We start from the raw sequence: 25,430 nt of genomic DNA, 5'->3' as shown, positions 1-25,430 counted from the left end.
GGTTCGGACCGTTGGTAATACGACGGTCGTACCGCCGGTTGTTCGGTGGGCCCCGGCTCGTTCGGTGGGCCACGGCCCTCGAACCCCCGACACAGACGCACGAGAGGGAAGCCTGATGCGGGACGCGTACCACGAGGAACTGGACTCGATCAGCGACAGTCTGGTGGAAATGGCCCGGCTGGTCGGATCGGCGATCGGGCGCGCCACCACCGCCATGCTCGACTCCGACCTGAAGCTGGCCGAGGCCGTCATCGAAGCCGACCAGAAGGTCGACGAGCTCCAGCACGACCTGGAGGCCCGGGCCATAGCCCTGCTGGCACGGCAGCAGCCGGTGGCGACGGACCTGCGCATCGTCGTCACGTCGCTGCGCATGTCGGCCGACCTGGAGCGCTCGGGCGACCTCGCCCAGCACGTGGCGAAGCTCGCGCGCCTGCGCTACCCGGACCGCGCGGTCCCGAGCGACCTGCACGCCACCATCCTGGAGATGGGCCAGCTCGCCCAGCGCCTGATGGCCAAGGCCGCCGAGGTGATCATCACCAAGGACGTCGACCTCGCGCTCCAGCTGGAGCAGGACGACGACGAGATGGACCTGCTGCACCGCACCCTCTTCCAGCACCTGATGGACGACCGCTGGAAGCACGGCATCGAGACGGCCGTGGACGTCACGCTGCTGGGCCGTTACTACGAGCGGTTCGCCGACCACGCGGTCTCGGTCGCCAAGCGCGTGGTGTACCTGGTGACGGGCGAGCACGCCGACGAGATCCAGTCGGACGTGCAGCCGGGGATCCAGGCGGTGACGACGGAGGCCGAGAGCGCCTGAGCGCGGAGTGGGAGCGGGCCAGGGGCAGGGGCCCGCTGGGGCGGTCGAGGGTCGGCCGGGGCGCGCGCAAGCCTCAGTGCGCCGTTGATGCGCCCAGCGGACCGGGCGTCCAATGGGCACAGGCACCAGCCTCGAGGAGGAACCCATGGCCGATTCCCCCAGCACCACGCCCGACCCCGCGCAGGAGCGCCAGACCGAGCAGCCCGCCGAGGTCAGGAACCTGACCCTGATCGCCGCGTGCGGCTGCGGCTCGGGCTGCGGCTGCGGGTGCCAGTCGGGCAGTCCCTGCCAGTGCGGCTGAATTCTGTAGGGCTCCGGTGGTTCGCCGCCGGGGCCCTACGGCGTTGAGGTCGCCCGCGTGGCCGTACGGGCGGAGCATGGACTTGAGGGTTCACGGGAGGGTTCGTACGGAAGGAGGCGCGGGCCATGGCCAAGTTCATGGATGTCCACCACAGCATGAAGGGCATCACGGAAGAGCAACTGCGTGAGGCCCACAACGCGGACCTCGCCATCGAGGGAGATGAGCAGGTCCACTTCGAGAGGGCCTGGGCGGACCCGGAGTCGGGCCACGTCTACTGCCTCTCCGAGGCGCCCTCGGCCGAAGCCATCCAGCGCATTCACGAGCGCGCCGGGCACAAGGCCGACGAGATCCATCCGGTGCCGCTGTCGATCCAGTGAGCTGAGCGACCGGCCGGCCGGTCACGGGGCGCTCACGAGGTGTTCCTGCAGAACTCGGTCACGACCGCGGCATCCTCCAGTCGCTGCTCGCCCCAGTCGCCGTTGCGGTTCATGGTCATGACCTGACGGCCGTCCGCCGAGGCGAGGGCCAGGGTCGCGGAGCCGGGGATCATGCCGCCGTGGCCCCAGGCCCAGCAGCCCTCCGCGAGCTTGAAGTGCCGTAGGCCGAGTCCGTAGACGTCCTGCGGACCGCCGTGCCCCTTGTCCCCGTCGACGGGGACGGCGTCGAGCAGCTGCCGCTGCTGGGCGGGCGGCAGGAGCTCACCGGCGAGCAGCCCGGACAGGAAGGTGTTCACATCGCCGGCCGTCGAGATCATCTGGCCCGCCGAGAAGGCGACCGTGGGGCTGAACTCGGTGACGTCGCGCACCTTCGCCTGCGGCTCGTCCTCGAAGAGCGTGGAGTAGTGCCGCGCGTGGGGTGACGGCAGTCGGGGCGAGGTGCCCGGCACGCTCGTGCCGCGCAAGCCGAGGGGCCGTATGACGAGGCGCTCGACCTCGTGCGCGTAGCTGCGGCCGGTGGCCTTCTCCACGACCATGCCGGCGAGGACGTAGTTGGTGTCCGAGTAGTCCCACTTGCTGGGGCGGCCGGGCCTGCTGCCTTGCTCCGGCTGGAAGTTCGGCGGGTGGGTGAGGGCGATGTCCACCAGGTCCTCCGGGGACCATCGGACGTGCCGGTTCCGGTCGAACTCGTCGCCCGCGTACTTGGCCCTGAAGCCGGCGTCCATGTTGTAGTCGAAGATCCCGCTCGTGTGGTTGAGCAGATGCCGCACGGTGATGTGCCGGGGCCGGTACCCCTTGCCGCGCACCACCCCCGGCAGCCACTCGGCCACGCTGTCGTCCAGTGACAGCTTCCCCTCGGCTTCGAGCTTCAGGAGCACGGTGGCGGTGAAGGTCTTGGTCACGCTGGCGATACGGAACCTCTCGTGCGTGCTCCGCGGGCGCTCGGAACCGAGCTTTCGGACTCCGGCCCGGCCGTCCCACACGCCGTGCCGGTCGCGCACCTGGGCGATGACGCCAGGGGTGCCCTGGGCAACGATCTCGTTCAGTACGGCTTGGGTCTTCCGATGCGCTGCCGCCTGGCCCTGTGCCAGTAATCGGGACGGCGCCGGGTCGGGCGGAGGCGGGTCGGGCGGACCGGCCAGGGCGGTGGTGGCGACGGCGAGGGTGGCAAGCCCGGCGAGGCCGGCGAGGAGGATGCGCGACGACTTTCGCTGTCCGTGGTGGGTCATGGAAACAGCTCATCAGGCGCCGTATCCGCAAACCATCGGGAACATCCCGGAAAGGGATCAGGGGCCGGAGGCGGAACCCTCAGGGACCTGCCCCAGGGCCTCGGCAGCGGGCTCCCCCTGCTTCTCCTCGGTCGTCTCGTCCGGCAGCCGCCGCATCAACGCCCCGTATCCCAGCCCGGCCACCGTCCCGACCACCGCGCACAGTCCCCACAGCCACTCCGCCCCGACCTTGTCGATGACGAAGCCGGACAGCAGCGGGGCGACGAGGGCGGCGACGGACCAGGACATCGTGTACATGCCCTGGTAGCGGCCGCGTCCGTGCAACGGGGACAGCCGGACGACCAGGCCGGTCTGCGTCGGGGCGTTGACGATCTCGGCCAGCGTCCAGACGCACACCGTGAGGGCGATGACGCCGACCGACCCGGCGAAGGCGGTGAGCGCGAAGCCGTACCCCGCGAGGAGGGAGGAGAGGACGAGCAGCCGGCGGGGGTCTCGGTGCTCGATGAACCGGGTGACGGGGATCTGCAGGACGACGATCAGTACGCCGTTGACGGCGATCGCCATGCCGTACTCGGCCGGCGTGAACCCGGCCTCACCCATCGCCACCGGCAGCCCCACCGACCCCTGCTGGAAGATCAGCGCGACGAGGAAGGACAGCCCGACGACGCTCATGAAGCGCCCGTCGCGCAGCACGGTGCCGAGGCTGACGGAGTCGTCCCTCGCGCCCTTGGCACTCACGGCCGCCTCGGCGGCGGGCTTGGACTCCGGCAGCCTCAGGAAGACGAGGATCGCGCAGGCCATCGTCATACCCGCCTCGATCAGGAACCCGGCCCGGTAGCTGACCTCGGCGATGAACCCCGCGGCCATGGAGGACACGGCGAAGCCGAGGTTGATGGCCCAGTAGTTCAAGGAGAAGGCACGGATACGGTCCTCGGGCCGCACGATGTCCGCCATCATCGCCTGCACGGCGGGCCGGGAGGCGTTGCTCGCCATGCCGACCAGGAAGGCGACACCGGCGATCGCGACCGGGTCGTGCACGAACCCGAGGAGCGCCACGGACACGGCGGTCGAGGCCTGCGCGATGAGAAGCGTCGGCCGCCGGCCCAGCCGGTCGGTCATCACCCCGCCGCCCAGCGAGGAGATCACTCCGCCGAGCCCATGCAAGGATGCGACCAGACCGGCGTATGTGGCGGAGTAGCCGCGGTCGAGCGTCAGGTACAGCGCCATGAAGGTGGCGACGAAGGCGCCGAGCCGGTTGACGAGTGTGCTGGTCCACAGCCACCAGAACTCGCGGGGCAGCCCCGAGACGGTCTCTTGGACAGCACGTCTGGCGCGGACGGCGTACGGCATGGACTCCCCCGGGGCGTAAGTGGCGCACGTAGGAGTCACAAATTACGAGCGGCTGCTTGACGGCGGCCACTCAATTAACGGATCCGGTCAAGCGTCCGCCTGCCGGGCAGCCACGCGAACGGGCGAATGCGTGGATTACGCTCTGGGGCATGGCCGACGCACCGTACAAGCTGATCCTCCTCCGCCACGGCGAGAGCGAGTGGAACGAGAAGAACCTGTTCACCGGCTGGGTGGACGTCAACCTCACCGCGAAGGGCGAGAAGGAGGCGACGCGCGGCGGCGAGCTGCTCAAGGACGCCGGCCTGCTCCCCGACGTCGTGCACACGTCCCTCCAGAAGCGCGCCATCCGCACGGCGCAGCTCTCCCTGGAGTCCGCCGACCGCCTCTGGATCCCGGTCCACCGCAGTTGGCGCCTGAACGAGCGCCACTACGGCGCCCTGCAGGGCAAGGACAAGGCGCAGACGCTCGCCGAGTTCGGCGAGGAGCAGTTCATGCTGTGGCGCCGCTCCTACGACACCCCGCCCCCGGCGCTGGACATCGACGCCGAGTACTCCCAGTTCTCCGACCCGCGCTACGCGACCCTGCCTCCGGAGCTGCGCCCGCAGACGGAGTGCCTCAAGGACGTCGTCAACCGCATGCTCCCCTACTGGTTCGACGCGATCGTCCCGGACCTGCTGACGGGCAAGACGGTCCTGGTCGCGGCCCACGGAAACTCGCTGCGCGCCCTGGTCAAGCACCTCGACGGCATCTCCGACGAGGACATCGCGGGCCTCAACATCCCGACGGGCATCCCGCTGTCGTACGAGCTCGACTCGGACTTCAAGCCGGTGAAGCCGGGGGGGACGTACCTGGACCCTGAGGCGGCTGCGGCGGCGATCGAGGCGGTCAAGAACCAGGGCAAGAAGAAGTAAGTAGCGCTGATCAAGGCCCCTACCTGCGATTTCTCCGCTGGTAGGGGCCTTGTTGCTGTGGTGGGGCCGTCCCTGGGCCGTCAGCTGCTTGATCGGGCCGTGTTCAGCGCTTCAGGAAGTCCGGCTCCGGCTGTTCCCTCGCTTCTGCTTGTGCTCCCGCCTCACGCAGGGCCGTGACGGCTGCCTCAGCGTCTTCCTGAGGCACGCCGTCGAGGATCACGACTGGGATCCGTGTTGCCAGAACCTTGCTGCGCCAGAGACTCAACCCCGTCAGTCGACGCACGACCTGAGCGACGTCCAGCACACGGACGCCGGGGTCAGTGAGCACTACGTCATGGGGCACGTCGTCGCACACCAGCAAGACGTACTCGTCTGCCATCGCTCCTCCCGCCCCTCTCCGGTTCGGAGCGTACGAGCCCTCAACCGTCATGTCGCGTCGGTTTGGCGGCTTCGAAGATGGCGGCCACGGCTTTACGAGTGCGCTCCTGGCTAGACGGCATGAGGTGCGCGTACACACGGAGTGTCAGGCCGGGGTCCGAGTGGCCGAGGTACTCGGCGAGGGCCTTGATGTTCTCCCCGGCGTCCAGGAGCACTGAGGCGTAGAAGTGCCGGAGGGCGTGCATGCCGTTCTCGCGGGACTCGGCGTAGGACTCGCCCGACTTCCTCTCGGGGATCACCCCGGCCGAGGCGAGCGCCCGCTTCCACACTTCCTCGTTGAGTGATGTCCGCCAGACGTGACCGCCACGCGGGCCGGTGAAGATCAGCCGCTTCCTCACCGGAAGCCCGTCGGCCACCTTCCACGGCAAGGTGATCTCGACCGGCGGGAACCGCTTCATGTGGGCCCGCAGGGCATCAGCGACGGGACCGGGCAGCGGCACATCCCGCAGCTTGCCGCCCTTAGGTGGGGCGAACACGGGCTTGCTGCGGCTCAGCTTGAGCTGCTGGACCACGTGGAGCGTGCCCGCCGCGAAGTCGATCGCGTCGACGGCGATGCCAAGGATCTCCCCCTGGCGGAGACCGCAGCCGCCGCCCAGGTCGACCATGGCTTGGTACCGCTCGGGCATGCCGGCCCGGACGGCGAAGACCCGCTCTGCCGTCCATGGGACGACTCGCTTGCTGTCCACGGTCGGCGGCCGGACCGAGCGGGCAGCGCACGGGTTCCGGGGAAGATGCCCATCGTCCACGGCGGCGCTCAGAGCCGCCCGCACGTTGGAGTAGATCGTCCGAGCGTACGAGCCACGGACGCCGTTCTCCTGGAGCTGCCTCACCCAGTCACGGATATGAGCGGGCTGGAAGGAACCGAGAGGACGTGACCCCAGGTACGGGAACGCGTGCAGCCGAAGCTGCGACTCCATCGACGCCTGGGTGTTCGGATCGGGCGCGTGAGTCACCCAGTTCTCCGCGTACTGCTGGAACGTGATCCGTGCCGCGCGCGGGTCGATGTACTGCCCGCGCGCCATGTCGGCCTCAGTATGCGTTAACCACTGCTCAGCGAGCCGCTTCTGCCGGTCAGGGAAGCTCTTCGACTTCTCCGTGCCGTCCGGGCCGACGTACCGGGCGCGGTACCGCATACCCGAGCCGTACCGCTCGGTCTTGACCTTGCTGGTCTTGCCGTCCGGGCCCACCTCGGTCTTGTACCAACGGTCCTGAATGTGCCCGGCCATCAGGCAGCTTCCCCAAGCTGGGCAACCACCCAGGCCCTTACGTCGATCGGGTCGAAGCGCAGGTGCCGGCCGACACGGAAGCCTCTGGGACCGGTGCGCTTCCTGCGCCACTGGTAGACCGTCTCGACGCTGGGCAAGTCGAACATCTCGACCAGATCTTCGGGCGTCAGGTATCGGGAAGGCAGAGGGCGCGGTTCAGCAGCCGCCTCCGCCAGGGCGAGGCGTCGGTTAGCCACGGGTTGGTTCTCCTTCCGTCCCAGGGGCGGGTTCGAGGGATGCGGCGAGCCAGGCTTCGGCGTCGGACAGGCCCGTTCCGGCGAAGACCCAGTGCGCGAGGACGTACGTCGTGTCGGGCTCGGGGCCGTTGGCTGTGGCGACTTGGGTTCGGCGCCATTCGGCGCGGGCATCGCGGAGGGCGCCGAGGGTGGTGGAGTAGCGGCGGGACTTGGTGGAGAAGTGGCCGCGGAAGCCGAGCATGTGGGCCCAGGCGCGCAGGCGGAGGTGTTCGAGGTCCTTGCGGGCGCCGAGGAACCATGCGGTGCGGATCATGTGGCGGGCGTGGTCGCTGATGTCGAACTGGGCGAGTTCGGCGGCGAACTTGAGCGGCCGGTCGAGAGCTCCCGTCGCGGTCTCGGCGCCCTTGGTGGCGTACTTGGCGATGTAGGCGGCGACGGCCCGTTCGGTCAGCTCCTGGCCGTCGTCGAAGTCGGCCGAGCGGATGGTGCGTACGTCGAGTTGGCGGCCGAAGGTGAAGGTGTGGGCGCGGCCGTCGATGACCGGGCCCTCGACGTGGACCTTGGCTGCGGCGGTGTTGATGGCGTCGGTGAGCAATTCGGCCGTGGCCCAGGTAGGGGGTGGGGCGTCGCCGCCGCTGGGGCCGTCGAGGCGGATGACGGCGTGGAAGTGGACCGCGCCGCGCTTCTGGTACTCGGCGACCTTGGCGAAACTCACGCGGGCGTGCTCGCGGAAGCGTCGCTGTGGCAGGCCGGCGCGCTTGGCGACCTCTCGGCGCAGGTAGGTGGAGAAGCGCCGCCACAGCGGACCGGCGTGCGCGTTCCAGAGAACGGCCGCTTCGTAGTCGTAGGTGTCCGGGGTGAGCGGGGTGCCGAGTGCGTCGTCGTCCTGGTCGTGGCGGGTGCCGCAGCGGCAGGGGCGTCCGCTGGAAGGACGGTTGTGGACCGGGCCGAAGCTCGGGGCGGTGAGGGTGGCGAAGACGCGGGGGTGGGCGGCGACGTGTTCGGGGGTGCCTTTGCCGCCTCGCAGGCCGGAGGTGATCAGGTGGAAGGTGTCGCGGCGGTAGACCTCGGCGCAAGCGGCGCAGCGGGTCGTGCGGCGGTTGTTGCAACGGACCAGGAGTTGACCGGCCGGCAGGCTGGTGGAGTCGAGGCGGTGGAGGACGTTGCCGATCTCGCCGGTGCGGGTGTCTACGTCGTATTCGGTGCGGTGGCCGTCGAGGCGGATCGGGTGGGTGCAGCCGCCGAGTCCGGAGAGTTGGCGGAGGATACCCGGCAGCGTGCCCTGCGAGGCCAGGTTCGCGAGTTCCGGAAGTGGGGGCGGAGTGGTGCGGGTGAAGATGGCGATTCCCTTCTGACTGACGCGGTTGGGAGGAAGGCGCCGGGGCGGCGAAATGCTTGGTCGTGTGCCGCCGCCCCGGAGGCCAGCGCGGTTCAGCGGCGGTGGTGGTCGCGGAGCATGGAGCGCAGGACGACAGCGGCCACGGCGACGGAGATGGCCGTAACGGCTACGGCGGCCAGGAGCGCGGTGAGGACGACCCCGCCGACGACCAGGGCCACGACGGTCTTCTGATCGATGGAGACCGACGGGAGGGAGCGCCGTACGGGCGCCTCCTGGTGAGTCGGGGTGTGGGTGTGTGCGTGCGGCGGGGTCGGGCTGTCCGGGTACTTGGGCAGGAACATGGCCGAGGTCTCCTTATCTACTCGTCTAGGTGTGTGAGCCGTTTATGACGGTCACGCCGGAGCGCGTTCCGGACTCGATGGCGGGTGCGAGGAAGGTGTGCGAGAGCCAGAAGCCGAAGAGTGCGATCAGGACGACGACCCAGGTACGGACGCCGAGGAACTTGATCGCTCCCCAGGCGAAGAGGCCGAGGACGACGACGAGCGGCAGGCTGACGGTCACGGGCACGGGTCCTTTCAGCGGACGGGACAGCGGTGAGTACGGGCGGCCAGCTCAGCGGCGGCGCGGCTGTCGTAGTCGGCGGAGAAGCCGCAGCGTGGGGCGGTGCAGGCGGCGGTGTGCTTCTCCTGGCCTCGGCCGTCGAAGGAGGTGCCGACCTGGACGGGGCCGATACGGCTGACGTCGCGGAAGCGGCGGTTGGCTGTCATGGGTTGGTCTCCCGTCAGAGGTGTGCGGCGATGACTTCCGCCATGGGCGCGGGGACGCCGAGGCGGGCACGGAGAGTCGGTGCGTCGATCGGGGCGCCGGTACGGGTGTGGTGCTCGGCGGCGACCTTGCGGGCGTGTTCGACGAGTGCGGCAGGGACGGGAACGGCAGGGCGTTCGGGCGGTGGCTCGATGGCTGGCTGCGCGGGCGGTTCGGGCTCGGGAGCGACGTCCTCGTGCTTGAACTCCCCTGGCTCCTCCACGTCGTCGTGAGCAGTCGCTGTTGGCGCGGAGTGGGCGAGAAGAGTGCCGCCGAGGAAGGCGACCGCAGGCCAGCCCGCGACGAGGATGCGCAACCAGGCCGGGACCTGGTCCAGGTCGAAGGGGCCGGCGGTGGCGACGTTCGCGCCGAGTGAGGCGGCGAGCGCGATGACGAACCAGCACCACCCGGCCGCTTTCGCCTCGCCCGATCGCAGCCGACGCCAGGCAGCGACGAGCAGCAGGTCAACCGAGATCGGGTAGGCCCACGCCTTCCACCCGTCCTGCCCGGCCGCCGAGGCGACGTCGTGCAGGTGGGCGAAGGACAGCGCGGCAGCGATGACGGCCTGGACGAGCACCGCGTCAACGCGGGCCAGTTGGGCACGCACGAAGCGACTCCTTCCGGATTCAGGCATGGGAGGGGTAGGGACTTGGCGTGAGGCGGTCACGCCGACCGGGGTTGGTGGAGGAGGTCAGCCGGTTGCCGGGCGCGACTCGACGACGAGGGCCGGGGACTCGACCGACAGCACGGCGACGTCGTGCTGGAAGGGCTTGAGCGCGGGCAGGTCGGGCATCAGGTATGCGGACTCGCGGCCGGTCTCGGCTGCATCGCTGAGGGACAGGTACGGCGTGCGGATGCGTGACCAGCCGCCGGAGGTGTCACCTGCCACCGCCAGGCCGGGCCGTTCGGGAGCAATGGCGCAGGCGGCAGAGACCGCCTCAGGAGCGATGTCGCCGAGTGCCATCTTGGCTGAGGCTTCGTCGTTGACCCGGTGGCAGACCCGACCGGTCAACTGAGCGCGCAGCATGGTCGCTCCCTTGCCCAGCTCGGCCCCGAAGCGCTGCCCGCACACTTCCAGGTAGATACCGGCAGCCCTGCCGAGTTGGGCGAGCCGGATGAGCTGGGTGACCATCTCATCCCGCCGTTCCTCGTCCTTCCTGGTGGCGACGAGGAAGAGTTCAGCCACCTCGTCGACGAACAGCACAACGGGGACAGGACGTTCGTGCTCGGGCAGTCCCCAGATGTCCGAGGTGATCTCCTCGACCGGAGTGTCCGGGGCCATGCCTTGCCGGGCCTTGATCAGGTCGTATCGATCCTCCATTTCCTTCACGAGCACCGGCAGCAGTTCGGCGGCCTGCTCCGGATCGGTCGCCAGCGCTGAGAGACGGGCCGCGAACGGCGCCAGCTCCACACCGCGCTTGCAGTCGATGCCGACCAGGGCGACCGGCTGAGGGGCGAGCCCGGCGATCAGGTGCCGCAGATACATGGACTTGCCTGACAGGGTGGCGCCGAGGGTGAGTTGGTGAGGCACGGCCCGGTAGTCGCGTATGAACGGCATGGCGTCCTCCCGCAGCGCCACCGGCACCTGAAGGAACCCCGCGTCCATCTTGCGAGGCATCCGCACCCGCCGCAGCACGTCGAAGCCGACCAGCCGCAGCTCGACCACACCCGGCTTGACCGTCGAGACGTACACGGCGTGAACGCCCCAGGCATGCCGCAGCCGTTCCGCCGAGGCGGCGACATCAGCCGGTTCCTGCCCCAGAGCGAGCCGGAGCCGGAGCCGCAGCCCGGTCGAAGTGGGCCGGATGATGCCCCGACGCGGCGGTACGGGACGGACCTCACGGCGGGTGGTGGCCTTGACCGCCAGCATCCGCAGCCGGGACGGAGCCACGGTCAGGCCGCAGGCTTCCATGACCGAGCCGTAGGAGCTGAGGAGCCGGGCCGTGGATATCGGAAGGCCGACCGTGGACCAGCACACCCCGGGGTGCTTGGCCCGGGCGTAGGCGGCCCCGCCGCCGAGTGCGGCGACAGGACCACCCACTTCCAGGAGCGTCGTCAGATCGGTCATCAGGCAGCGGCCCCGGAGGCGGCCGGGAACGCAGCCGGAGTCACGGCGGCGGCGCGGTAGGCAATGCCGTGCCGCTGCTGCCCGTTGAAGACGCTCTCCCACGGCCGGGCCACCAGACCCGGCAGCGAGACCGGAGCCCCGAGCGTCAGCCCCTCGGACACTCCGCTCTCAGGAACGGTGACCTTGATCAGCGACGACTCACCGTCTTCCAGGTAGACGACGCCGAGCGTCATCAGGGCCTCGCCGCTCGTCGCGTCCTTGGCGATCTCGCCGGTCTGTCGGTCGCGGACCTTGGGCTCGGGCGCCTCGGTCAGCAGGATCGTTGCGGCCGAGGTCTCAACACGGATGGTGCGCAAGACTTCTCCCTATCTACTCGTCTATACAAGATGCGGCGTTCGAACCCGATCTCCGGGAACGGCAACCACCTTGCCACACAACTTGCCCACTCGTCTATACGAGTAAGCCTGTTGAGGTGTACGAGTTCGGAGAAGGTAGCCCCGCGACCTCTTGATGCCGCGACTGTCAGACCGGTCAGGCAGGATCCGGGCATGGTGATTGCGACGAACGCCCGGGGACACAAGGTGAAGCGCCCCTCGAAGCCTGCGATAGGCACCATGCTCGCCAACCTGAGGCGCGGCAACGAGCACATGGTCGTGGAACGACAGGACGACGACCTCCCGGGGGACTGGTACGTCCAGGTCCTGTTGCGCGAGAACAACACCTACCAGCTGGAGTACCGGGACGGCGTTGCCGCGGAGCACTACCAGACGCAGACCGTCTCGCAGGAGAAGGTGCTTCGAGCGCTGCTCGGTTGGGTGGCCGGCGGATCGGCCTGGCGCGAGGACTTCATGTGGAACAACATCAGCTCCATGTTCGAGCCGCCTTTCCCCGAAGAAACGGAGACGCCCACCGCATAGCGTCATCCCGCTACCGCTCACGCCCTCACGTCGCCGGGAGCTGGTACGACAGGACGTAGGCGTCGGCCGCCATGACCGTGTCGCAGACCTCTACGGCCCGCCCTTCCTGGTCGAACGCGGTCCGGATCAGGTGAATGACCGGCACGCCGGAGGCCAGCCGCAGCGTGCGCACCTCGTCGGGCGAGGGCATCCGGGCGCGGATCTCTTCCTCGAAGTGGTCGAGGCGGTGCCCCAGCTCCTCAAGCCGGGCGTAGATGCCGCCAGGCCCGGGGTTCGGCTCGGCGATCGGCGTGCCCCGCGCGATGTCGAGCGGCAGATACGAGGTGGCGAACTCCACCGGCCGCCCATCGAGCAGATACCGGCGACGCCGGGCGAGCACTCGCCGCACGGACCCGAGCCGGGTGGAGACGTCCTGGCTGGCCTTCTCCTCCTTGACCTCCAGGCTGTCCACCTGCGGGTGACTGCCGGCGGCGTCGGCCTCGACGATGAACGCGGACTTTCCCTGCTCGCGGTGGCGTCGAGCGAAGCGGTCGGAGGCGAGCCGTCGTACAGGCGGTCGTGGTCGCACGAAGACGCCTTTGCCGTGCTCGGCGTGCACCAGGCCCTCGCCCTGGAGGACGGAGAAGGAGTTTCGAACCGTCATACGGGAAACCCCGTAATGCTCGACCAGTTCGGCCTCGGAGGGCAGCTTTTCGCCCTCCTTGAATCGCCCACGGTCGATGGCCTCGCGCAGCTGGTCGGCGATCTGCCGGAAGACCGCACGATCGCTCGTGGGGTCGAGATCGCCGAGGAGGCCGGAGGAAAGAGAGGGCACGTGTACTCCTTTAGGTATCTAGACGAGTGGGCGAGCTTTGTTGCTACCGTGGAGAGCCTAGCCAGCCGAGAGGGCAGAGGAACGTGAGCACCGAACGTCCACACTCCGTGAGCGTCGCCGGAGTAATCGTCGATGACGAGGACCGCGCCCTCTTGATCAAACGCCGTGACAACGGCCACTGGGAACCCCCGGGCGGAGTCCTCGAACGTGAGGAAACCATCCCCGAGGCCCTCCAGCGCGAAGTCCTCGAAGAAACCGGCATCAAGATCGCGCTTCCGGCGACCCTGACCGGGATCTACAAGAACATGAAGGGCTTGATCGTCTCCATGGTCTTCCGCTGCGAGGCCGCCGACGGCACGCCCACCACCGGGGACGAGACCCGCGCACTGCGCTGGGCCACCCGCGAAGAGGTCATCGAACTCGCCGACGAGGCATACGCGATCCGTGTCCTGGACGCATTGGACGCGGTATCCCCGCCGGCCATACGCGCCCACGACGGCGTGAAACTCGTCTAGCCCGAACCCGCTACACATGGCGGCCTACCAGCACGAAGGAACTTGTATGCACGAGTATACGAGCACCGCCCGGGTCTGGGGACTCACTTGCCCAGGTTTTCCGGAAGAGGTCAGCCGGGCCCGTCGCTGGACACGGGACATCCTGCGCGGATCGCCTCTTGCCGACGATGCCGAGCTGATCGTGAGCGAGCTGAGTTCGAACGCGATCCTTCACACGGCCAGCGGCACGGCATCCGGCAGCTTCCACCTGGCCCTCGCAGTCTCACGACAGGTCGTCGCCCTGTCGGTCACGGACGCCGGAGGCACCGGCATGTCCCCCAAGGTCGAGCACCAGGACCAGGACGCCGAACACGGCCGGGGGCTGGGCATGGTCACCGCACTCGCGCACCGGGTCGTGGTCCACAACAGCCAGGCCGGCCACACAGTCACCGCGGAACTCTTCGCGAGCGCACGACGGGGAGGACGCGCATCGTGACGGCGACTCCTCACGAACGCTTAGCCGCAGCAGAACACGGCACTGCATATCGCTGCTGGGCAGTGGCCTACCCCTCATACGAGACCCGCTGCATCTCTCTGGGAGCACTCGATACAGCAAGTCCCCGTCTCGCCCTGCGTTGGCTGCGCGAGCAGACGAAGAACGTCACTGACCAGCTCGACGCGGCGTACGCCCAGCCGGGACGCCACTGGTTGAGAGATGAGGCCGAGCACGAACGTGCACTCACCTACCTGACCGGGGGCACCGCCTACCAACTCACCCTGTACGACGAGAACACCCGCTACGTGCTCGTTGCCTACCCGCCAGGAGTGACCTCGTGACCGAACTCCCGCGCGGCTACTGGTGCGAGTGCTGGACCGTAGAGCTCACCAACAGGGATGAGCAACCGGCACTGCACGCCTCATTCGACGCATACTCCGCACCCCAAGCAGACAGGTGGGTAGCAGTCGCCCTCAGGACCATCACCCCGGCACTGGACACCGCAGCATGCGACGAAGCATGGGCATGGCTCTACGAGGAACGGGCCGAGACGAGACGAGCCCTACTGCGGTCTGAGCCCTGCACCGTCACCGTCACGCACACCACCACCCGCATCACCTGGACGATCCGACCAGTGCTCTTCCTGCCCCTCGCTCACCGCCAAGGCCGCGAACTTCCGCCCTGCTCACACGATTTCAAGCCTCGCGCCACAGACTGAGTTACAACTTTCTCTACTGGTTCAAGGCGGCTCGCTCCGCTCACCGCGCGCGGCCCGGCCCCCGGCCGGGCCTGCGCTCCAGTCTCCGCCCCGCTCCAGCCCGGCCGGCGCCCGGGCCGCGCGCACAGCAATCAGCCACCTGATGCCAGAGAAGGGGAACGTCGTGGCTGGGGCGGTCGCCTCCGCGATTTTAGCCAGCCGCTTTGGCGCGAGCCTCGAAGATCATGGCCCCAACGTCGTGCTTTAGCGGGCAGGTCCACAGACTGCCCGACACGCCGCAAGCTTACGGGGCCATGATCACTCGCGCCAAAGCAGCTCCAGGCCAAAATCGCTCCGCCGACCTTAGTTTGCCTTCAGAGCGGAAAGAGTGGCCAGGCGACAACAATCGTCAGGTACCTTCGCACCCTAAAAGCGGCTGCTGTCATTAAAAGCGGCTGCTGTCATTCAAGAGAACCCAAACATAGTACCACTTATTTTCTCGTCGCTTCGCTTTATGTTCATCGACCGCGCTTTTGATCGAGCTGGAAGCGAAACCACCGAAGCCGAGCGCCGAAAAGAGCGACAAAGACTTCCAGTCGGCCACGGCGAACAGCGCAACAGTAGACAGCGCCAGCGTCCCGCCTGCCGCAGAAAACCATCTGGTTCTACTTGCACTACGCATCTTCGCTTCAACTTCGCCTAGGCCCTCTATAATCTCTGCCTCGAGTTTGGCCAATTCAACCTCGGATCGCGCACTTTCGATGGCATCATCCATATCCAGCAGCTTGCCGCGAAGATGATTCTTGAACACCGAATAAGATTCGAACTCCTGCGCCGTGATTGCGCTAAAATCTCGCATCGAGACACCTTCGATATATGGGATCCGCATTTTAAGGATGGGTCGAATCACCTTACTTTTCTCAGGGGTTGCTCCAGATGCGTCTACTACGCGCCTATCTTCGATGATGTAGTCAATCGGGGTAAGCGGACCGAACCCTTGATCCAGGTCTGGCGCAAACGAATGGAAGGCTCTCTCGCTCTCGCTGAACGTAGGGAGATGCCAGACCAAGCCAGCCTTCATCAACTCCTCAGAGCTGAGGATCCATGCCCCAAGACTCATAATACTGACACAGTGCATCCCGTACTCAGTCACAATATTACTAACGTCCATCACGCCCTCTCTACCGTGTCCTCCGGGAGGCGGGGGAGATGTCAACTGGGAACTCCGCGATCCTAGCGGGAAATACTTTCCAGACTTCCCCTGAGAAAGCACGAGCGTGTCAGTGACGAGAACGGATCTCTTTGTCACGCTCTCGAAATCTGAGGGCCGGACATTCAAACCGACATGAAAGCGGCGGCGATCCCGTACTTTGAATTTGGCAAGAGAGAGGTCACCCTTGCCATAAATGACATTTGCGTACTTTTTCGCCACAGTGGCCGGATCTTTTCGGTCTGCTGCGGAGAGTCCTCTGAAAAACGACCTATGGACTCGAATCAGCTTACTCGAGCCCAGCTGAAAAACCCGAGAGATATCCATGGGAGAATGATGCCCATGGGTAAAGGGTACGTCAATCCCTCAGTAGCATGCTTAACGCCATCACGCTGCGAAATGGCTGGTGATGCTGGCCTTTAATCATATGTTCGATTTTCGCGACATCGTGGTTGCCATGCACCGTTGCGGCTGCCTCGCAGCTCCACAGGCATGCGAGCGCACCTGCTCTGTACAGCAGCGGAGTACAGCAAGCCGGCACCAACAGCCAACCCGCACCGGGCCGCAATAGCCAGACGGGCGTCATCCTGGACCGCTATGGCCCTGCGGCCCAGTAGTTCAGGACGCAGAGGTCGTGCCAGACAGTGCCAGATCGTGCGGGGAACCACGGGGAACCACGGGCCAGCGCACGAAGCGTCGAAAGCCTTCCGCAGCAGGTTAGGCCTGCAGCAAGCCGTAGATCACCTTAGCTTCCCAAGCTGATGTCACGCAGCTGCGCAGGCTAAGGACCTTGTCAGCGTCGACCAGTAGCCTGCGATGATCAGCCGTGGCACGCCTGGAGGCTTCGTGGAAGCGACCGCTCTCGTCAGTCCCAACCGACTGTGGTCAGCGCAGGAGGTCTTGGTGCGCCCGAGCCCTGTCCCGGCGGCGGCAGGGGTGTACGGGTGGCACTTCGAGCAACCGCCTCATCTGGATCTGGACGGCCGGCGCTTGCTCTACGTCGGAATAGCCCCGCGGTACATGGCCAACCGGACCAGCACCCAGAACCTGCGCAAGCGGGTGCGCTATCACTACCGGGGCAACGCGGCTGGCTCAACCTTGCGGCTCACTCTTGGGTGCCTGCTCGGACTGGAGCTGCGCCGCGTAGGCAGCGGCAAGCGGATGACCTTCGGCAAGGCCGGCGAAGCCGCCCTCAGCCAGTGGATGGCGGATAACGCGCGGGTGTGCTGGGTCGAGCAAGACGAACCGTGGACATCGGAGTCACAGCTCATCTCCCAACTCGACCTCCCGCTCAACCTCGACCAGAACCGCCACAACGCTTTTCACAGTCGTCTGAAGGAGCTACGGGCCCAAGCACGCCAACGAGCGCGGGAGTTGCCCATCAGCTCGTAGGCCGCCGAATGGGCCGCTGTCTGGGCCGCCCCTGGGCCGTCCGAGGTCGCTCAACAGTGGTCAACGACGACCAATGACGACAGCTCGTCCGCTGTTGAACTCCGCCCTGACCAGCAAAAACCCAGCTCACCAAGATCCCCGACAACACCCAGGGCAAGAAGAAGTAAGCACACAATATAAGCCCCCTGCTTGCGACTTTTCGCGAGCAGGGGGCTTGTTGCTGCACCCTACGCACTCTTCCCTGCGCTCAAGGCCGAGCGAGGAGAGGTTGAACCAGGAGACTGGACGTCTGGCGAGATTGCGCTCTCCTGGAATCCCCGCTCAGCTCCACGTACGTTATCCAGGACATTCTTGCCCTGTCGGTCCACCAACCGCGTGAGGCTCTCTTGCAGGATGCCGAAGATAATCGCCCACGCAATGATCTGCGGTGCACTATCCAGATTCGAAAGACCTGGAATAAACCCACCATGGATCAGAACGAGACCCATAAGGGCAGCCAATGCCCCTACCGGGATTCGGAGGAGCACGAGCATCAAGGGAACCGAGTATGGGGTAGACGTCCCCTGAATCCCCTTGAGGGAAACTGCCGCCGCGAAAGCTGCAGCTCCTGAACCAAACGCCATCACAAGCAAGACATCCTGACCTGTTTCAGAACTACCGATCGGGCAAACCTGAGGTTTTGTCGGATCGGGGGTGAAGCAGATGTTTGACGCAATCGAAGATGGTGACAAAAATCCCCAAAGGATGAACAGACCAGCGATGGCCGCCGTCGCCACTACGGATGCGAAAAGTATATTCCGGAAACTCCGGGCCTTCGCGCGCTCCTTTTCTTCCGCTACCTGAGCAGCCAGCAACGTGACCACGGCGAGCTCGCGCATACTTTCAAGGACCTTGTGCCCGTTACTCTGGAGCTGCTTCTCCAGTTTCACGCGACGAGGGTCTTCGGGACCCAAATGCTGTCGGGCATTTGCTAGAACCAACGGACCCAACGCACTAAGCTCTTTCTCAGGTATGAGGCGAAGAATATTCGTTTCCGCTCTGTGTATATTTGCGGAAGCGCGGTCGATGTCGGCCCCAGTGATTACCGACCAAAGATTCTTCTTGCGATCCGCCGCCTGTCGTGCAGCATCGAGATGAGTTTCGATCTTAGTGGCAATCTCTTCCTCATACGGTGCGAACCCGTGCGGCCTGAGAGACCTAATTCGATTCAGCTGACCCTGAAGTTCTGCAATATGCGCTACGGTGCGCTGCCACCACGAGGATCTACGATATCCCGCCACATCTCTATCCGAGTCAAGGTGCATATTCATAGCAGGTGACATGATCGCCGCCTCCCATCATTCAGCGGAGGTGCGCCGGTGAACGTCCGGGTACCACACGTACGTCGACCATGACTCTCATGATAAACGCATCGTAGTTCAGATGCACCCCCAAGGAAGGGCGCACGATGTCGGTTATTCAAACATCAAGAGGACCTGATTATCGAAGCGTCAAGAATTGATCGACGAAAAGTCGAACAGGGCAAGTTCTTGACTGCTCGGAACCTCGAACAGCCCCACATATTCCTCGAGTGGCTCGCGAGTGATCGGGACTGTGCCTCGCTCACCCGCGCCGTTGCGGGCATTGAGGCGGCGGCAGAGTCGCGCTCGGAGCGTGCCCAGAGGCCGAACTCCAGGATCACGCTCTGCCCGAGCTGCAAGAGGTCCCGGGCGTGCCGGGAGAAGCGCCTCTCGGGCCGGTCGCATCCTTGCTCGTCGAAGAGGTCGATGCCGAGATCCGCCATCCGCCATCCATTCGTCCGGGCACAGCCGTACCGCCGGGATCTCCTCCGCCAGACACTTGGCCAACGTCGTCTTTCCGGAGTACCTCCACAGCGCCTTCGGTGGCCGGAGCTCGATATTCGGTGGCGGAGCCGTTCCGGACCGGTTCACCATGCCCCCATGGTCTCGGATGAGCACACCCGTGAACGAGCTGTGGCTCGGTGGACGCAGGCGACCGTCTATTCCGACATGTGGGTTGATCCGGACGACGACCCCCGCGAAACCGACACGGAAATCGTCGATGAGCGCAGCACCCTGCTCGAGAACCTGCGTCACTATCGGCTGACCCTGGAGATGAAGTGTGCGGGGCTGGATGCCGAGCAGATGGCTCGGCGGTCCGTTCCGCCGTCGACGATGTCCCTGCTCGGGCTGGTGCGGCACATGGCTGAGGAGGAGCGGCATTTTCGGCGGGTGATGGCCGGTGAGGACGCGCCGAAGCTGTATCGGACCGAGGAGGACCGCGATGGGGACTGGAACGGGGCAGTCGCCGATCCGGGGGGCGTGGAGGATGCCTGGCGGCAGTGGCGGATGGAAGTGGAACTCACCGATCGGTATCTGGCCGGCATCGACGATCTCGCCACCCGGAACGCCGGGTTCTCCGACCTCGGGCCCGAACCCGGTGGACAGCTTCAGCTTCGCGATGTCCTGGTGGCGCAGATCGGGGAGTACGCGCGGCACTGCGGCCACGCCGACCTTCTGCGCGAGCTGATCGACGGTCGCGTCGGGCAGTGATCGACGCCGAGTGTCCTTACCTGGGACGTAATCGACGCTCCCGCGGTGTCCCGGCAGTCTGGGCCTCATGACGCCTACCACCACCGCGGACGCCACCCGCGCCACCGTTCAGAAGTTCCTCGAGCTCCGGCTCGCCGGCGACACCGAGGGGCTCACCGCGCTGTTCGCCGACAAGGTCGACTGGGTGCTCGCCGAGAATCCGGGGGTGCCGTGGATACGTCCGCGGTCCACCGCTGCCGAGTGTGCCGCGCAGGCAGCGGAGTTGATGGAGTACACCGTGCCCGAGGACGCCCGCGCCTCCGTCGATGCCTTTCTCGTCGACGGTGCCGATGCCGTGCTGACGGGGCATCTGTCGGGGACCGTACGGGCGACGGGGAAGTCCTTCGAGGGGCCGTTCGCGCTGCGGCTCACCGTCGAGGGTGGGCGGATCACGCGGCACCACCTCTACGAGAACAGCCTGTCGATCGCCCAGGCGTGCACCTCGTGAGCAGCCCCGCCCATCGCCCAGGCCTGCACCCGTGATCAGTCGCGCCCGACCAACCGCCAGTACTGCCGCTTCTCCTCATCCCGTACGACCACGCCCAGCCGGAGCAGTTCGCCGCGCAGCTCCCGGGCGTCCCCGGCGTCGTCCGAGTTCCGTAGGGCCCGGGCGCGTGCCGTGAGCAGGGCGTCCGCGCCCGGGGGCAGGCCCGGCGTGCCGGGGACCCAGCGGCGGAACTCGGCGCGGTGCGGGTCCTGCTCCGCCCAGGGGTAGCCGTGGGCGGAGAGGGCCTCGGTGAGGCGGGGCCAGGGCAGGCCGCAGTGTTCCCGGGCCAGTTCCATGGAGTTCGGGGCGAGCGCGACGAGTTGCTTGCCGTCCCGGAACAGGACGCCGATCTCCTCGCGGAGGAACTCCTGGGAGTCGTCTCTGATCGTCAGGGTCAGACGGGTGTCCGAGACGGCGACCGACAGCGACTCGTGCACCGCCGTGAAGCCCAGCAGCAGGCCGGCGAGTGCGCCCGCCGCGACCGTGCCGAGGGTGAGGGCGGGTTCCGGGACCGAGGTCAGGAGTTCGGCCGGGCCCTCCAGCGGAGCCCACGGCAGGCTCAATAGCCAGCGGGCGAGGAGAGGGAGGAGGGCGCCGGCGACGGCACCGCAGCCGACGCAGAACAGCACGATGGCCCAGGTCGATTCCGCGAGTTCCGTGGGCCCCTCCGCCGACGGAACCGGCCGCTTTCCCATGGGGACTTTCCTGGCTTCCTCCATGGAACGAGTCTCGGGAAGGGCCCTTGGTCCTGTCATCAGCCGTTGGTCTACGTGCCTCCGACTTTGGTCGCCTCCGTCGGCGCCGACCCTTTCAGGGGTGCATCCGCGCCCCCTTCACCACCTTGTCGACCGCGTTCTTCGGGCCGTGGACCACGAGGCCGACCAGGTCCAGGTCCGCCGTCGGAACCGCCCGTACGGCCGCGCGGTTGTCGCGGTCGTTGCCCGTGGCGAACAGATCGGATGTGAAGACCGCGCGGGGAAGGGAGCGGGACAGGGCCTTGGTGTGGGCCGTGGTCAGGGTTTCCTTCGTGGCCTCGAAGACCATGACCGGCTGGCGAAACATCGGCAGGTAGGGCACGCCGTCCGCGTCCTCGTACGGTTCGCCGATCACCTCGGGGAGCTGCGTTCCCAGGCCACTGACCAAGAACGATGTGACGTTGAGGCGCTGCCAGGGCTCCAGGTCCTCGCGCAGCAGCACGGCGATCTTCGTGTCGAAGCGGATCGGCTCGACCGGCTCGACCGGCTCCTTGGATGGTTCGGTGTTCATGATGCGAGCGTGTCGGGCCGCCCCCGCCGGGGTCTTGTACGTTCTTTGCATGGCTTCCGAGCCCTCCCGGACCGTCTCCGCCTGGCGGCCCCCCGTCGCGGGTGTCGTCGAGGTCTTCCACGCGCGTTTCACCGAGTACGCGTATCCGATGCACGTCCACGAGGCCTGGACGCTGCTGATCGTCGACACCGGCGCCGTACGGTACGACCTCGACCGGCACGAGCACGGCACGCCGCACGACACCGTGTCGCTGCTGCCGCCGCATGTGCCGCACAACGGCTCCCCCGTCACCCCGGAGGGCTTCCGCAAGCGGGTCCTGTATCTCGACGGGACGTATCTCGGCGACGAGCTCATCGGGGCCGCCGTCGACCGTCCCGACCTGCGCGATCCGCTGTTGCGGCGGCGCGTCGGGCAGTTGCACGGCACGCTGCTGCGGCCCGGTGAGGAACTGGAGGCCGAGAGCAGGCTGATGTTCGTCGGGGAGCGGCTGCGCGGGCATCTGCGGAACGAGGGCGAGAGACCTCGTCCTGCGGACCCCGTCCACGCGCGGCGGTTGCGTGAACTGCTCGACGAGCGGGTCGTCGAGGGCGTCGGGCTCCAGGAGGCCGCTGGGCTCGTCGGGGCCCATCCGGCCCATCTCGTACGGGCGTTCAGTGCCGCCTACGGCATCGCCCCGCACCAGTACCTGACGTCCCTGCGCGTGGGGCGCGCCCGGCGGCTGCTGCTCGACGGGCGGACGCCGAGCGAGGTGGCGGTGGCGACCGGGTTCTACGACCAGTCGCACCTCACCCGGCACTTCCGGAGGCTGGTGGGAGTACCGCCCGGGCGGTACCAAGAGGGCTCCGAGCGGCCCTAACGCTCCGGGCGCTGCGTCAGGTGCGCGAACGCGTCCAGGTTGCGCGTCGACTCGCCCCGGGACACCCGCCACTCGTACTCCTTGCGGATCGCCGAGGCGAAGCCCAGCTCCAGCAGGGTGTTGAAGCTGCCGTCCGCCGCTTCCAGGACCTGGCCGAGCAGGCGGTCCAGTTCGTCTGCGGTGACGGCGGCGAGGGAGAGCCGGCCGGTGACGTAGACGTCGCCGTGCTGGTCGACGGCGTAACTCACGCCGTAGAGCTTGAGGTTGCGTTCCAGCAGCCAGCGGTGGACGGCCGGTTCGTTCTCGTCGGGGTGGCGGATGACGAAGGCGTTCAGGGAGAGGGAGTGGCGGCCGACGATCAGGGAGAGCGTGGTCTTGAGCTTGCGGGTGCCGGGGAGCTGCGCGACGTAGGTGCCCGGCTCGGGGCTCTCCCACTCCAGGTCGGCGTCCTTCAGCACTCCCTCGATGACCTGTGCCGCGCGCTGTTCCTGACCGGTTTCACCCATGGTGCGAGCGTACGCGACGGCGGTGTGCCTGCATCGCGGCCGTGTAGACGTCCGCCGTGGCGGCGGCCGCGGTGTCCCAGCCGAAGGACTGGGCGTGGCGGGCGGCCTGCGCGCCCATGCGGGGCGCCAGTTGCGGGTCGTCGGCGAAGTCGCGCAGCACGCGCGCGTAGTCGGCCGGGTTGTGGCCGCGTACGAGGAAGCCGGTGTGTCCGTCGTCCACGGCCACGGGCAGGCCGCCGACAGCCGCCGCGAGCACCGGGGTGCCGGCCGCCTGGGCCTCTATGGCGACCAGGCCGAAGGACTCGCTGTAGGAGGGCATGACCAGGAGGGAGGCGGCGCGGAACCAGTCGGCGAGCTGTTCCTGGCCGACCGGCGGGCGGAACCGTACGACGTCCGCGATGCCGAGGCGGGCGGCGAGCTTCTGCAGGCCCTCGGGCTTGGCGAGGCCGCTGCCGCTGGGGCCGCCGACGACAGGGACGAGGATGCGCGAGCGGAGTTCGGGGCGCTCGTCGAGGAGGACGGCGACGGCCCGCAGCAGCACGTCGGGGGCCTTCAGGGGCTGGATGCGGCCCGCGAAGAGCGGGATCAGCGCGTCCTGGGGCAGGCCGAGACGGGCGCGGGCGGCGGCGCGTCCGTCGGCGGGCGAGAAGCGCGTGAGGTTCACCCCGGGGTGGACCACGGCGAGCTTGTCGGGGTCGGCCGCGTAGTGCCGGGCCAGTTCGTCGGCCTCTTCGGTGGTGTTGGCGATGAGGCGGTCGGCGGCGGCGACGATCTGGGTCTCGCCGATGACGCGGGCGGCCGGCTCGGGGCTGTCGCCGTCGGCCAGGTTGGCGTTCTTGACCTTGGCCATGGTGTGCATGGCGTGCACCAGCGGGACGCCCCAGCGCTGGGCGGCGAGCCAGCCGACGTGGCCGGAGAGCCAGTAGTGGGAGTGGACCAGGTCGTAGTGGCCGGGGCGGTGGCCGGCCCAGGCCTGCATGACGCCGTGGGTGAAGGCGCACAGCTGGGCGGGGAGGTCCTCCTTGTTGAGGCCCTCGTAGGGGCCGGCGTCGATGTGCCGGACGAGGACGCCGGGGGCCAGTTCGACGGTCGGCGGGAGGGCGGCGGCGGTCGCGCGCGTGAAGATCTCGACCTCGACGCCCTGCGCGGCGAGGCGCTGCGCGAGCTCCACGATGTAGACGTTCATGCCGCCGGCGTCGCCGGTGCCCGGCTGGTGGAGCGGGGAGGTGTGCACGGAGAGCATGGCCACCCGGCGGGGCCTGCGGTGCAGCCTCAGGCGCGCGGGCGCGGACGCGGAGCGCCGCCCGAGCCTGCCGATGTACTGGCTCACGTGGCGTTCCTCCTCGCTCCGGGCATGCCTCACGCAGGACGCGCTGTGCCCTGCACGGGGGTAACACCGGAAGGGGGCACTCCATTTCCCCGTTCGTTTCCCTGTTCGCGACTTTTACCGAATCATTACCGGTCTCCGCTCAACCGTTCGAGGGCAAGAGGTGCCCCGGAGTGCCCGGATCCGCCGGCTCCGGGAGCGTGACCAGCAGGTGAACTCGGTCTGACGACTCCGGTGAGCGGACAACCGGGCGCCCCCCACACAGGTCACCAACCACGAAAGGACCCAACTGCCTCACGGAGGATCGCAATGCCCTCTCGTCTCGCCGGCCACCGGCTGTTACGCGCCGCATCGGTTCTGACGCCCGTTCTCGGCACAGTCCTCGCCGTCCCGATCGCCCTGGCGGGCCCGGCCGGGGCCGCGGAGCCGACGGCCACCGCCTCGGTGAACGAGTACGGCTGGCACCTCACCTACAAGGCCGCCCCGGGGCAGGCCAACAAGGTGGCCATCACCCAGTCGTACACCGGCGACCGCTCGCGGTTCACCTATGTGATCGACGACGTCGTCCCGATCGGCGCCGGGACCGGTTGCGGCCATCCCGACAGCGCGGACAAGACCAGGATCTCCTGCACGGTCGAGGCCCCCGAGAGCCAGTCCCCGCTCAACTCCATGGAGATGGACCTCGGCGACGGCGCCGACACCGCCTCCTTCGACAACGCCACCGACCAGGTCTACTACTTCAACACGGTCGAGCTGGGCGACGGCAAGGACCAGTGGACGGGCGCCACCGGCAGCCGCGTCGACGGCACTTCGGTGCGGGGCGGCGGGGGCGACGACACCATCAGGGCGGGCGCGCTCGGGTACGCCGGCGGCGGGGCCGGCGACGACACCCTCTACGCCGGCGTCGAAGGCGAGATCGTGGACGGCGGGGCGGGCGACGACGTCCTGCACGGCGGTGCGGGCGACCAGATCCTGCGCGCCGACGACGGTGACGACACGGTCTACGGCGGGGCCGGCGACGACGAGATCTACGGCGGCAGGGGCAACGACATCCTGCACGGCAACAGCGGCGCCGACCGGATCTGGGGCAACAGCGGCGACGACGAGCTGTACGGCGGACCCGGCGCGGACACCCTCTCCGGCGGGCCGGGCAGGAACATCGTCCGCCAGGACTGACGGCTCCTCCTTCGAAGACGGACGCGGGGCCGATGAGTTTCC

General features: G+C 67.6%; 33 protein-coding genes. 14 read left to right on the top strand and 19 right to left on the bottom strand.

What is annotated here, in order from left to right; all coding sequences use genetic code 11:
- Nucleotides 1–115: 115 nt before the first annotated feature.
- From phoU to AC07DF_RS27160, 3 genes are all read left to right on the top strand, one after another.
- Nucleotides 116–820, top strand: a complete 705-nt coding sequence (gene phoU, locus AC07DF_RS27170; protein WP_478976606.1) for a phosphate signaling complex protein PhoU — start codon at nt 116–118, stop codon at nt 818–820.
- Between the two features lie 145 nt (nt 821–965).
- The gene (locus AC07DF_RS27165) at nt 966–1,121 is read left to right on the top strand and encodes a hypothetical protein (RefSeq protein WP_478976603.1); all 156 of its coding nucleotides are present in this window, start codon (nt 966–968) and stop codon (nt 1,119–1,121) included.
- Nucleotides 1,122–1,246: 125 nt separating this feature from the next.
- Entirely contained in the window at nt 1,247–1,498 is a 252-nt protein-coding gene (locus AC07DF_RS27160) for an SCO4226 family nickel-binding protein (RefSeq protein WP_399017349.1), read from the top strand.
- Nucleotides 1,499–1,530: 32 nt separating this feature from the next.
- Here the strand turns inward: AC07DF_RS27160 and AC07DF_RS27155 are convergent, their stop codons facing one another.
- Entirely contained in the window at nt 1,531–2,787 is a 1,257-nt protein-coding gene (locus AC07DF_RS27155; protein ID WP_478976599.1) for a serine hydrolase domain-containing protein, read from the bottom strand.
- Between the two features lie 57 nt (nt 2,788–2,844).
- Entirely contained in the window at nt 2,845–4,137 is a 1,293-nt protein-coding gene (locus tag AC07DF_RS27150; protein WP_478976596.1) for an MDR family MFS transporter, read from the bottom strand.
- A gap of 149 nt (nt 4,138–4,286) precedes the next feature.
- Here AC07DF_RS27150 and AC07DF_RS27145 point away from each other — a divergent pair, with 149 nt between their 5' ends.
- On the top strand, nt 4,287–5,048 hold the full coding sequence (locus AC07DF_RS27145; protein WP_478976593.1) for a phosphoglyceromutase: 762 nt from the start codon (nt 4,287–4,289) through the stop codon (nt 5,046–5,048).
- 103 nt (nt 5,049–5,151) lie between these two features.
- Here the strand turns inward: AC07DF_RS27145 and AC07DF_RS27140 are convergent, their stop codons facing one another.
- The 10 genes from AC07DF_RS27140 to AC07DF_RS27095 form a co-directional block, all read right to left on the bottom strand.
- Nucleotides 5,152–5,427 carry a ribosomal protein L7/L12 gene (locus tag AC07DF_RS27140; RefSeq protein WP_478976590.1) on the bottom strand — a complete coding sequence of 92 codons (276 nt, stop codon included), beginning with the start codon at nt 5,425–5,427 and terminating at the stop codon, nt 5,152–5,154.
- Nucleotides 5,428–5,467: 40 nt separating this feature from the next.
- The gene (locus AC07DF_RS27135; protein WP_478976587.1) at nt 5,468–6,712 is read right to left on the bottom strand and encodes a tyrosine-type recombinase/integrase; all 1,245 of its coding nucleotides are present in this window, start codon (nt 6,710–6,712) and stop codon (nt 5,468–5,470) included.
- Complete coding sequence (locus AC07DF_RS27130; RefSeq protein WP_478976583.1) at nt 6,712–6,948, bottom strand: helix-turn-helix transcriptional regulator; 237 nt, start codon at nt 6,946–6,948, stop codon at nt 6,712–6,714. The genes AC07DF_RS27135 and AC07DF_RS27130 overlap by 1 nt, the downstream gene beginning before the upstream one ends.
- On the bottom strand, nt 6,941–8,242 hold the full coding sequence (locus AC07DF_RS27125; RefSeq protein ID WP_478977909.1) for a replication initiator: 1,302 nt from the start codon (nt 8,240–8,242) through the stop codon (nt 6,941–6,943). Before AC07DF_RS27125 ends, AC07DF_RS27130 begins: the two co-directional genes overlap by 8 nt.
- 137 nt (nt 8,243–8,379) lie before the next feature.
- Nucleotides 8,380–8,628 carry a SpdD protein gene (locus tag AC07DF_RS27120; RefSeq protein ID WP_478976579.1) on the bottom strand — a complete coding sequence of 83 codons (249 nt, stop codon included), beginning with the start codon at nt 8,626–8,628 and terminating at the stop codon, nt 8,380–8,382.
- 25 nt (nt 8,629–8,653) lie between these two features.
- Nucleotides 8,654–8,848: a hypothetical protein gene (locus AC07DF_RS27115; RefSeq protein ID WP_478976576.1), complete on the bottom strand. Its 195-nt coding sequence runs from the start codon at nt 8,846–8,848 to the stop codon at nt 8,654–8,656.
- Between the two features lie 14 nt (nt 8,849–8,862).
- The gene (locus AC07DF_RS27110) at nt 8,863–9,054 is read right to left on the bottom strand and encodes a mobile element transfer protein (protein ID WP_478976573.1); all 192 of its coding nucleotides are present in this window, start codon (nt 9,052–9,054) and stop codon (nt 8,863–8,865) included.
- Between the two features lie 14 nt (nt 9,055–9,068).
- Nucleotides 9,069–9,698, bottom strand: coding sequence for a DUF2637 domain-containing protein (locus tag AC07DF_RS27105; protein WP_478976570.1), 630 nt, complete (start codon nt 9,696–9,698; stop codon nt 9,069–9,071).
- 84 nt (nt 9,699–9,782) lie between these two features.
- Nucleotides 9,783–11,159 (bottom strand): FtsK/SpoIIIE domain-containing protein, encoded by a 1,377-nt coding sequence (locus tag AC07DF_RS27100; protein ID WP_478976567.1) that lies wholly within the window; start codon nt 11,157–11,159, stop codon nt 9,783–9,785.
- Nucleotides 11,159–11,515: an SCO3933 family regulatory protein gene (locus AC07DF_RS27095; RefSeq protein ID WP_191847005.1), complete on the bottom strand. Its 357-nt coding sequence runs from the start codon at nt 11,513–11,515 to the stop codon at nt 11,159–11,161. The genes AC07DF_RS27100 and AC07DF_RS27095 overlap by 1 nt, the downstream gene beginning before the upstream one ends.
- 192 nt (nt 11,516–11,707) lie before the next feature.
- Here AC07DF_RS27095 and AC07DF_RS27090 point away from each other — a divergent pair, with 192 nt between their 5' ends.
- Entirely contained in the window at nt 11,708–12,076 is a 369-nt protein-coding gene (locus AC07DF_RS27090; RefSeq protein ID WP_478976564.1) for a hypothetical protein, read from the top strand.
- Between the two features lie 25 nt (nt 12,077–12,101).
- Here the strand turns inward: AC07DF_RS27090 and AC07DF_RS27085 are convergent, their stop codons facing one another.
- Nucleotides 12,102–12,890 carry a GntR family transcriptional regulator gene (locus tag AC07DF_RS27085; protein WP_020274970.1) on the bottom strand — a complete coding sequence of 263 codons (789 nt, stop codon included), beginning with the start codon at nt 12,888–12,890 and terminating at the stop codon, nt 12,102–12,104.
- Between the two features lie 107 nt (nt 12,891–12,997).
- On the opposite strand from AC07DF_RS27085, the gene AC07DF_RS27080 reads away from it, so the two are divergent.
- From AC07DF_RS27080 to AC07DF_RS27065, 4 genes are all read left to right on the top strand, one after another.
- Nucleotides 12,998–13,405 carry an NUDIX hydrolase gene (locus AC07DF_RS27080; protein ID WP_478977906.1) on the top strand — a complete coding sequence of 136 codons (408 nt, stop codon included), beginning with the start codon at nt 12,998–13,000 and terminating at the stop codon, nt 13,403–13,405.
- Between the two features lie 46 nt (nt 13,406–13,451).
- On the top strand, nt 13,452–13,880 hold the full coding sequence (locus AC07DF_RS27075) for an ATP-binding protein (protein ID WP_478976559.1): 429 nt from the start codon (nt 13,452–13,454) through the stop codon (nt 13,878–13,880).
- 62 nt (nt 13,881–13,942) lie between these two features.
- The gene (locus AC07DF_RS27070; RefSeq protein ID WP_478976556.1) at nt 13,943–14,221 is read left to right on the top strand and encodes a hypothetical protein; all 279 of its coding nucleotides are present in this window, start codon (nt 13,943–13,945) and stop codon (nt 14,219–14,221) included.
- On the top strand, nt 14,218–14,598 hold the full coding sequence (locus AC07DF_RS27065; RefSeq protein ID WP_478976553.1) for a hypothetical protein: 381 nt from the start codon (nt 14,218–14,220) through the stop codon (nt 14,596–14,598). The genes AC07DF_RS27070 and AC07DF_RS27065 overlap by 4 nt, the downstream gene beginning before the upstream one ends.
- 424 nt (nt 14,599–15,022) lie before the next feature.
- On the opposite strand, the gene AC07DF_RS27060 is transcribed toward AC07DF_RS27065, so the two are convergent.
- The gene (locus AC07DF_RS27060) at nt 15,023–16,114 is read right to left on the bottom strand and encodes a hypothetical protein (protein WP_478976550.1); all 1,092 of its coding nucleotides are present in this window, start codon (nt 16,112–16,114) and stop codon (nt 15,023–15,025) included.
- Nucleotides 16,115–16,807: 693 nt separating this feature from the next.
- Between AC07DF_RS27060 and AC07DF_RS27055 the strand changes: the two genes are divergently transcribed.
- Nucleotides 16,808–17,179 carry a GIY-YIG nuclease family protein gene (locus tag AC07DF_RS27055; protein WP_329328201.1) on the top strand — a complete coding sequence of 124 codons (372 nt, stop codon included), beginning with the start codon at nt 16,808–16,810 and terminating at the stop codon, nt 17,177–17,179.
- Nucleotides 17,180–17,406: 227 nt separating this feature from the next.
- On the opposite strand, the gene AC07DF_RS27050 is transcribed toward AC07DF_RS27055, so the two are convergent.
- Nucleotides 17,407–18,108 carry a hypothetical protein gene (locus tag AC07DF_RS27050; protein ID WP_478976547.1) on the bottom strand — a complete coding sequence of 234 codons (702 nt, stop codon included), beginning with the start codon at nt 18,106–18,108 and terminating at the stop codon, nt 17,407–17,409.
- A 1,011-nt stretch (nt 18,109–19,119) separates the two neighbouring features.
- On the opposite strand from AC07DF_RS27050, the gene AC07DF_RS27045 reads away from it, so the two are divergent.
- Together AC07DF_RS27045 and AC07DF_RS27040 are read left to right on the top strand one after the other, a co-directional pair.
- Nucleotides 19,120–19,731, top strand: coding sequence for a DinB family protein (locus AC07DF_RS27045; protein ID WP_478976544.1), 612 nt, complete (start codon nt 19,120–19,122; stop codon nt 19,729–19,731).
- 67 nt (nt 19,732–19,798) lie between these two features.
- Entirely contained in the window at nt 19,799–20,218 is a 420-nt protein-coding gene (locus AC07DF_RS27040; protein WP_478976541.1) for a nuclear transport factor 2 family protein, read from the top strand.
- 35 nt (nt 20,219–20,253) lie between these two features.
- Here the strand turns inward: AC07DF_RS27040 and AC07DF_RS27035 are convergent, their stop codons facing one another.
- A complete protein-coding gene (locus AC07DF_RS27035) occupies nt 20,254–20,952 on the bottom strand; it encodes a YqeB family protein (protein ID WP_478976538.1) in 699 nt (232 codons plus the stop codon).
- Nucleotides 20,953–21,067: 115 nt separating this feature from the next.
- A complete protein-coding gene (locus AC07DF_RS27030) occupies nt 21,068–21,523 on the bottom strand; it encodes a DUF2000 family protein (RefSeq protein WP_478976535.1) in 456 nt (151 codons plus the stop codon).
- 49 nt (nt 21,524–21,572) lie between these two features.
- Between AC07DF_RS27030 and AC07DF_RS27025 the strand changes: the two genes are divergently transcribed.
- Nucleotides 21,573–22,379, top strand: a complete 807-nt coding sequence (locus AC07DF_RS27025; RefSeq protein ID WP_478976532.1) for a helix-turn-helix domain-containing protein — start codon at nt 21,573–21,575, stop codon at nt 22,377–22,379.
- Here the strand turns inward: AC07DF_RS27025 and AC07DF_RS27020 are convergent.
- Together AC07DF_RS27020 and mshA are read right to left on the bottom strand one after the other, a co-directional pair.
- Nucleotides 22,376–22,885, bottom strand: a complete 510-nt coding sequence (locus AC07DF_RS27020; protein ID WP_478976529.1) for a type III secretion system chaperone family protein — start codon at nt 22,883–22,885, stop codon at nt 22,376–22,378. The genes AC07DF_RS27025 and AC07DF_RS27020 overlap by 4 nt on opposite strands.
- Nucleotides 22,878–24,215: a D-inositol-3-phosphate glycosyltransferase gene (mshA, locus tag AC07DF_RS27015; protein ID WP_478976525.1), complete on the bottom strand. Its 1,338-nt coding sequence runs from the start codon at nt 24,213–24,215 to the stop codon at nt 22,878–22,880. Before mshA ends, AC07DF_RS27020 begins: the two co-directional genes overlap by 8 nt.
- Nucleotides 24,216–24,521: 306 nt before the next feature.
- Here mshA and AC07DF_RS27010 point away from each other — a divergent pair, with 306 nt between their 5' ends.
- Nucleotides 24,522–25,388, top strand: a complete 867-nt coding sequence (locus tag AC07DF_RS27010) for a calcium-binding protein (protein ID WP_478976522.1) — start codon at nt 24,522–24,524, stop codon at nt 25,386–25,388.
- Nucleotides 25,389–25,430: the final 42 nt, after the last annotated feature.

It is taken from the genome of Streptomyces sp. NPDC044719, assembly GCF_056433405.1.
The sequence above is the reverse complement of the archived record's forward strand: the minus strand, read 5'-3'. Positions and strand labels throughout refer to the sequence as shown.

Bases quoted from the DNA above. Each gene is read 5' to 3' on its own strand.
- phoU (WP_478976606.1), top strand. From the start codon at position 116: ATGCGGGACGCGTACCACGAGGAACTGGACTCGATCAGCGACAGTCTG.
- AC07DF_RS27165 (WP_478976603.1), top strand. From the start codon at position 966: ATGGCCGATTCCCCCAGCACCACGCCCGACCCCGCGCAGGAGCGCCAG.
- AC07DF_RS27160 (WP_399017349.1), top strand. From the start codon at position 1,247: ATGGCCAAGTTCATGGATGTCCACCACAGCATGAAGGGCATCACGGAA.
- AC07DF_RS27155 (WP_478976599.1), bottom strand. From the start codon at position 2,787: ATGACCCACCACGGACAGCGAAAGTCGTCGCGCATCCTCCTCGCCGGC.
- AC07DF_RS27150 (WP_478976596.1), bottom strand. From the start codon at position 4,137: ATGCCGTACGCCGTCCGCGCCAGACGTGCTGTCCAAGAGACCGTCTCG.
- AC07DF_RS27145 (WP_478976593.1), top strand. From the start codon at position 4,287: ATGGCCGACGCACCGTACAAGCTGATCCTCCTCCGCCACGGCGAGAGC.
- AC07DF_RS27140 (WP_478976590.1), bottom strand. From the start codon at position 5,427: ATGGCAGACGAGTACGTCTTGCTGGTGTGCGACGACGTGCCCCATGAC.
- AC07DF_RS27135 (WP_478976587.1), bottom strand. From the start codon at position 6,712: ATGGCCGGGCACATTCAGGACCGTTGGTACAAGACCGAGGTGGGCCCG.
- AC07DF_RS27120 (WP_478976579.1), bottom strand. From the start codon at position 8,628: ATGTTCCTGCCCAAGTACCCGGACAGCCCGACCCCGCCGCACGCACAC.
- AC07DF_RS27110 (WP_478976573.1), bottom strand. From the start codon at position 9,054: ATGACAGCCAACCGCCGCTTCCGCGACGTCAGCCGTATCGGCCCCGTC.
- AC07DF_RS27100 (WP_478976567.1), bottom strand. From the start codon at position 11,159: ATGACCGATCTGACGACGCTCCTGGAAGTGGGTGGTCCTGTCGCCGCA.
- AC07DF_RS27090 (WP_478976564.1), top strand. From the start codon at position 11,708: ATGGTGATTGCGACGAACGCCCGGGGACACAAGGTGAAGCGCCCCTCG.
- AC07DF_RS27075 (WP_478976559.1), top strand. From the start codon at position 13,452: ATGCACGAGTATACGAGCACCGCCCGGGTCTGGGGACTCACTTGCCCA.
- AC07DF_RS27060 (WP_478976550.1), bottom strand. From the start codon at position 16,114: ATGGATATCTCTCGGGTTTTTCAGCTGGGCTCGAGTAAGCTGATTCGA.
- AC07DF_RS27055 (WP_329328201.1), top strand. From the start codon at position 16,808: ATGGCCAACCGGACCAGCACCCAGAACCTGCGCAAGCGGGTGCGCTAT.
- AC07DF_RS27045 (WP_478976544.1), top strand. From the start codon at position 19,120: ATGGTCTCGGATGAGCACACCCGTGAACGAGCTGTGGCTCGGTGGACG.
- AC07DF_RS27040 (WP_478976541.1), top strand. From the start codon at position 19,799: ATGACGCCTACCACCACCGCGGACGCCACCCGCGCCACCGTTCAGAAG.
- AC07DF_RS27035 (WP_478976538.1), bottom strand. From the start codon at position 20,952: ATGGGAAAGCGGCCGGTTCCGTCGGCGGAGGGGCCCACGGAACTCGCG.
- AC07DF_RS27030 (WP_478976535.1), bottom strand. From the start codon at position 21,523: ATGAACACCGAACCATCCAAGGAGCCGGTCGAGCCGGTCGAGCCGATC.
- AC07DF_RS27025 (WP_478976532.1), top strand. From the start codon at position 21,573: ATGGCTTCCGAGCCCTCCCGGACCGTCTCCGCCTGGCGGCCCCCCGTC.
- AC07DF_RS27020 (WP_478976529.1), bottom strand. From the start codon at position 22,885: ATGGGTGAAACCGGTCAGGAACAGCGCGCGGCACAGGTCATCGAGGGA.
- AC07DF_RS27010 (WP_478976522.1), top strand. From the start codon at position 24,522: ATGCCCTCTCGTCTCGCCGGCCACCGGCTGTTACGCGCCGCATCGGTT.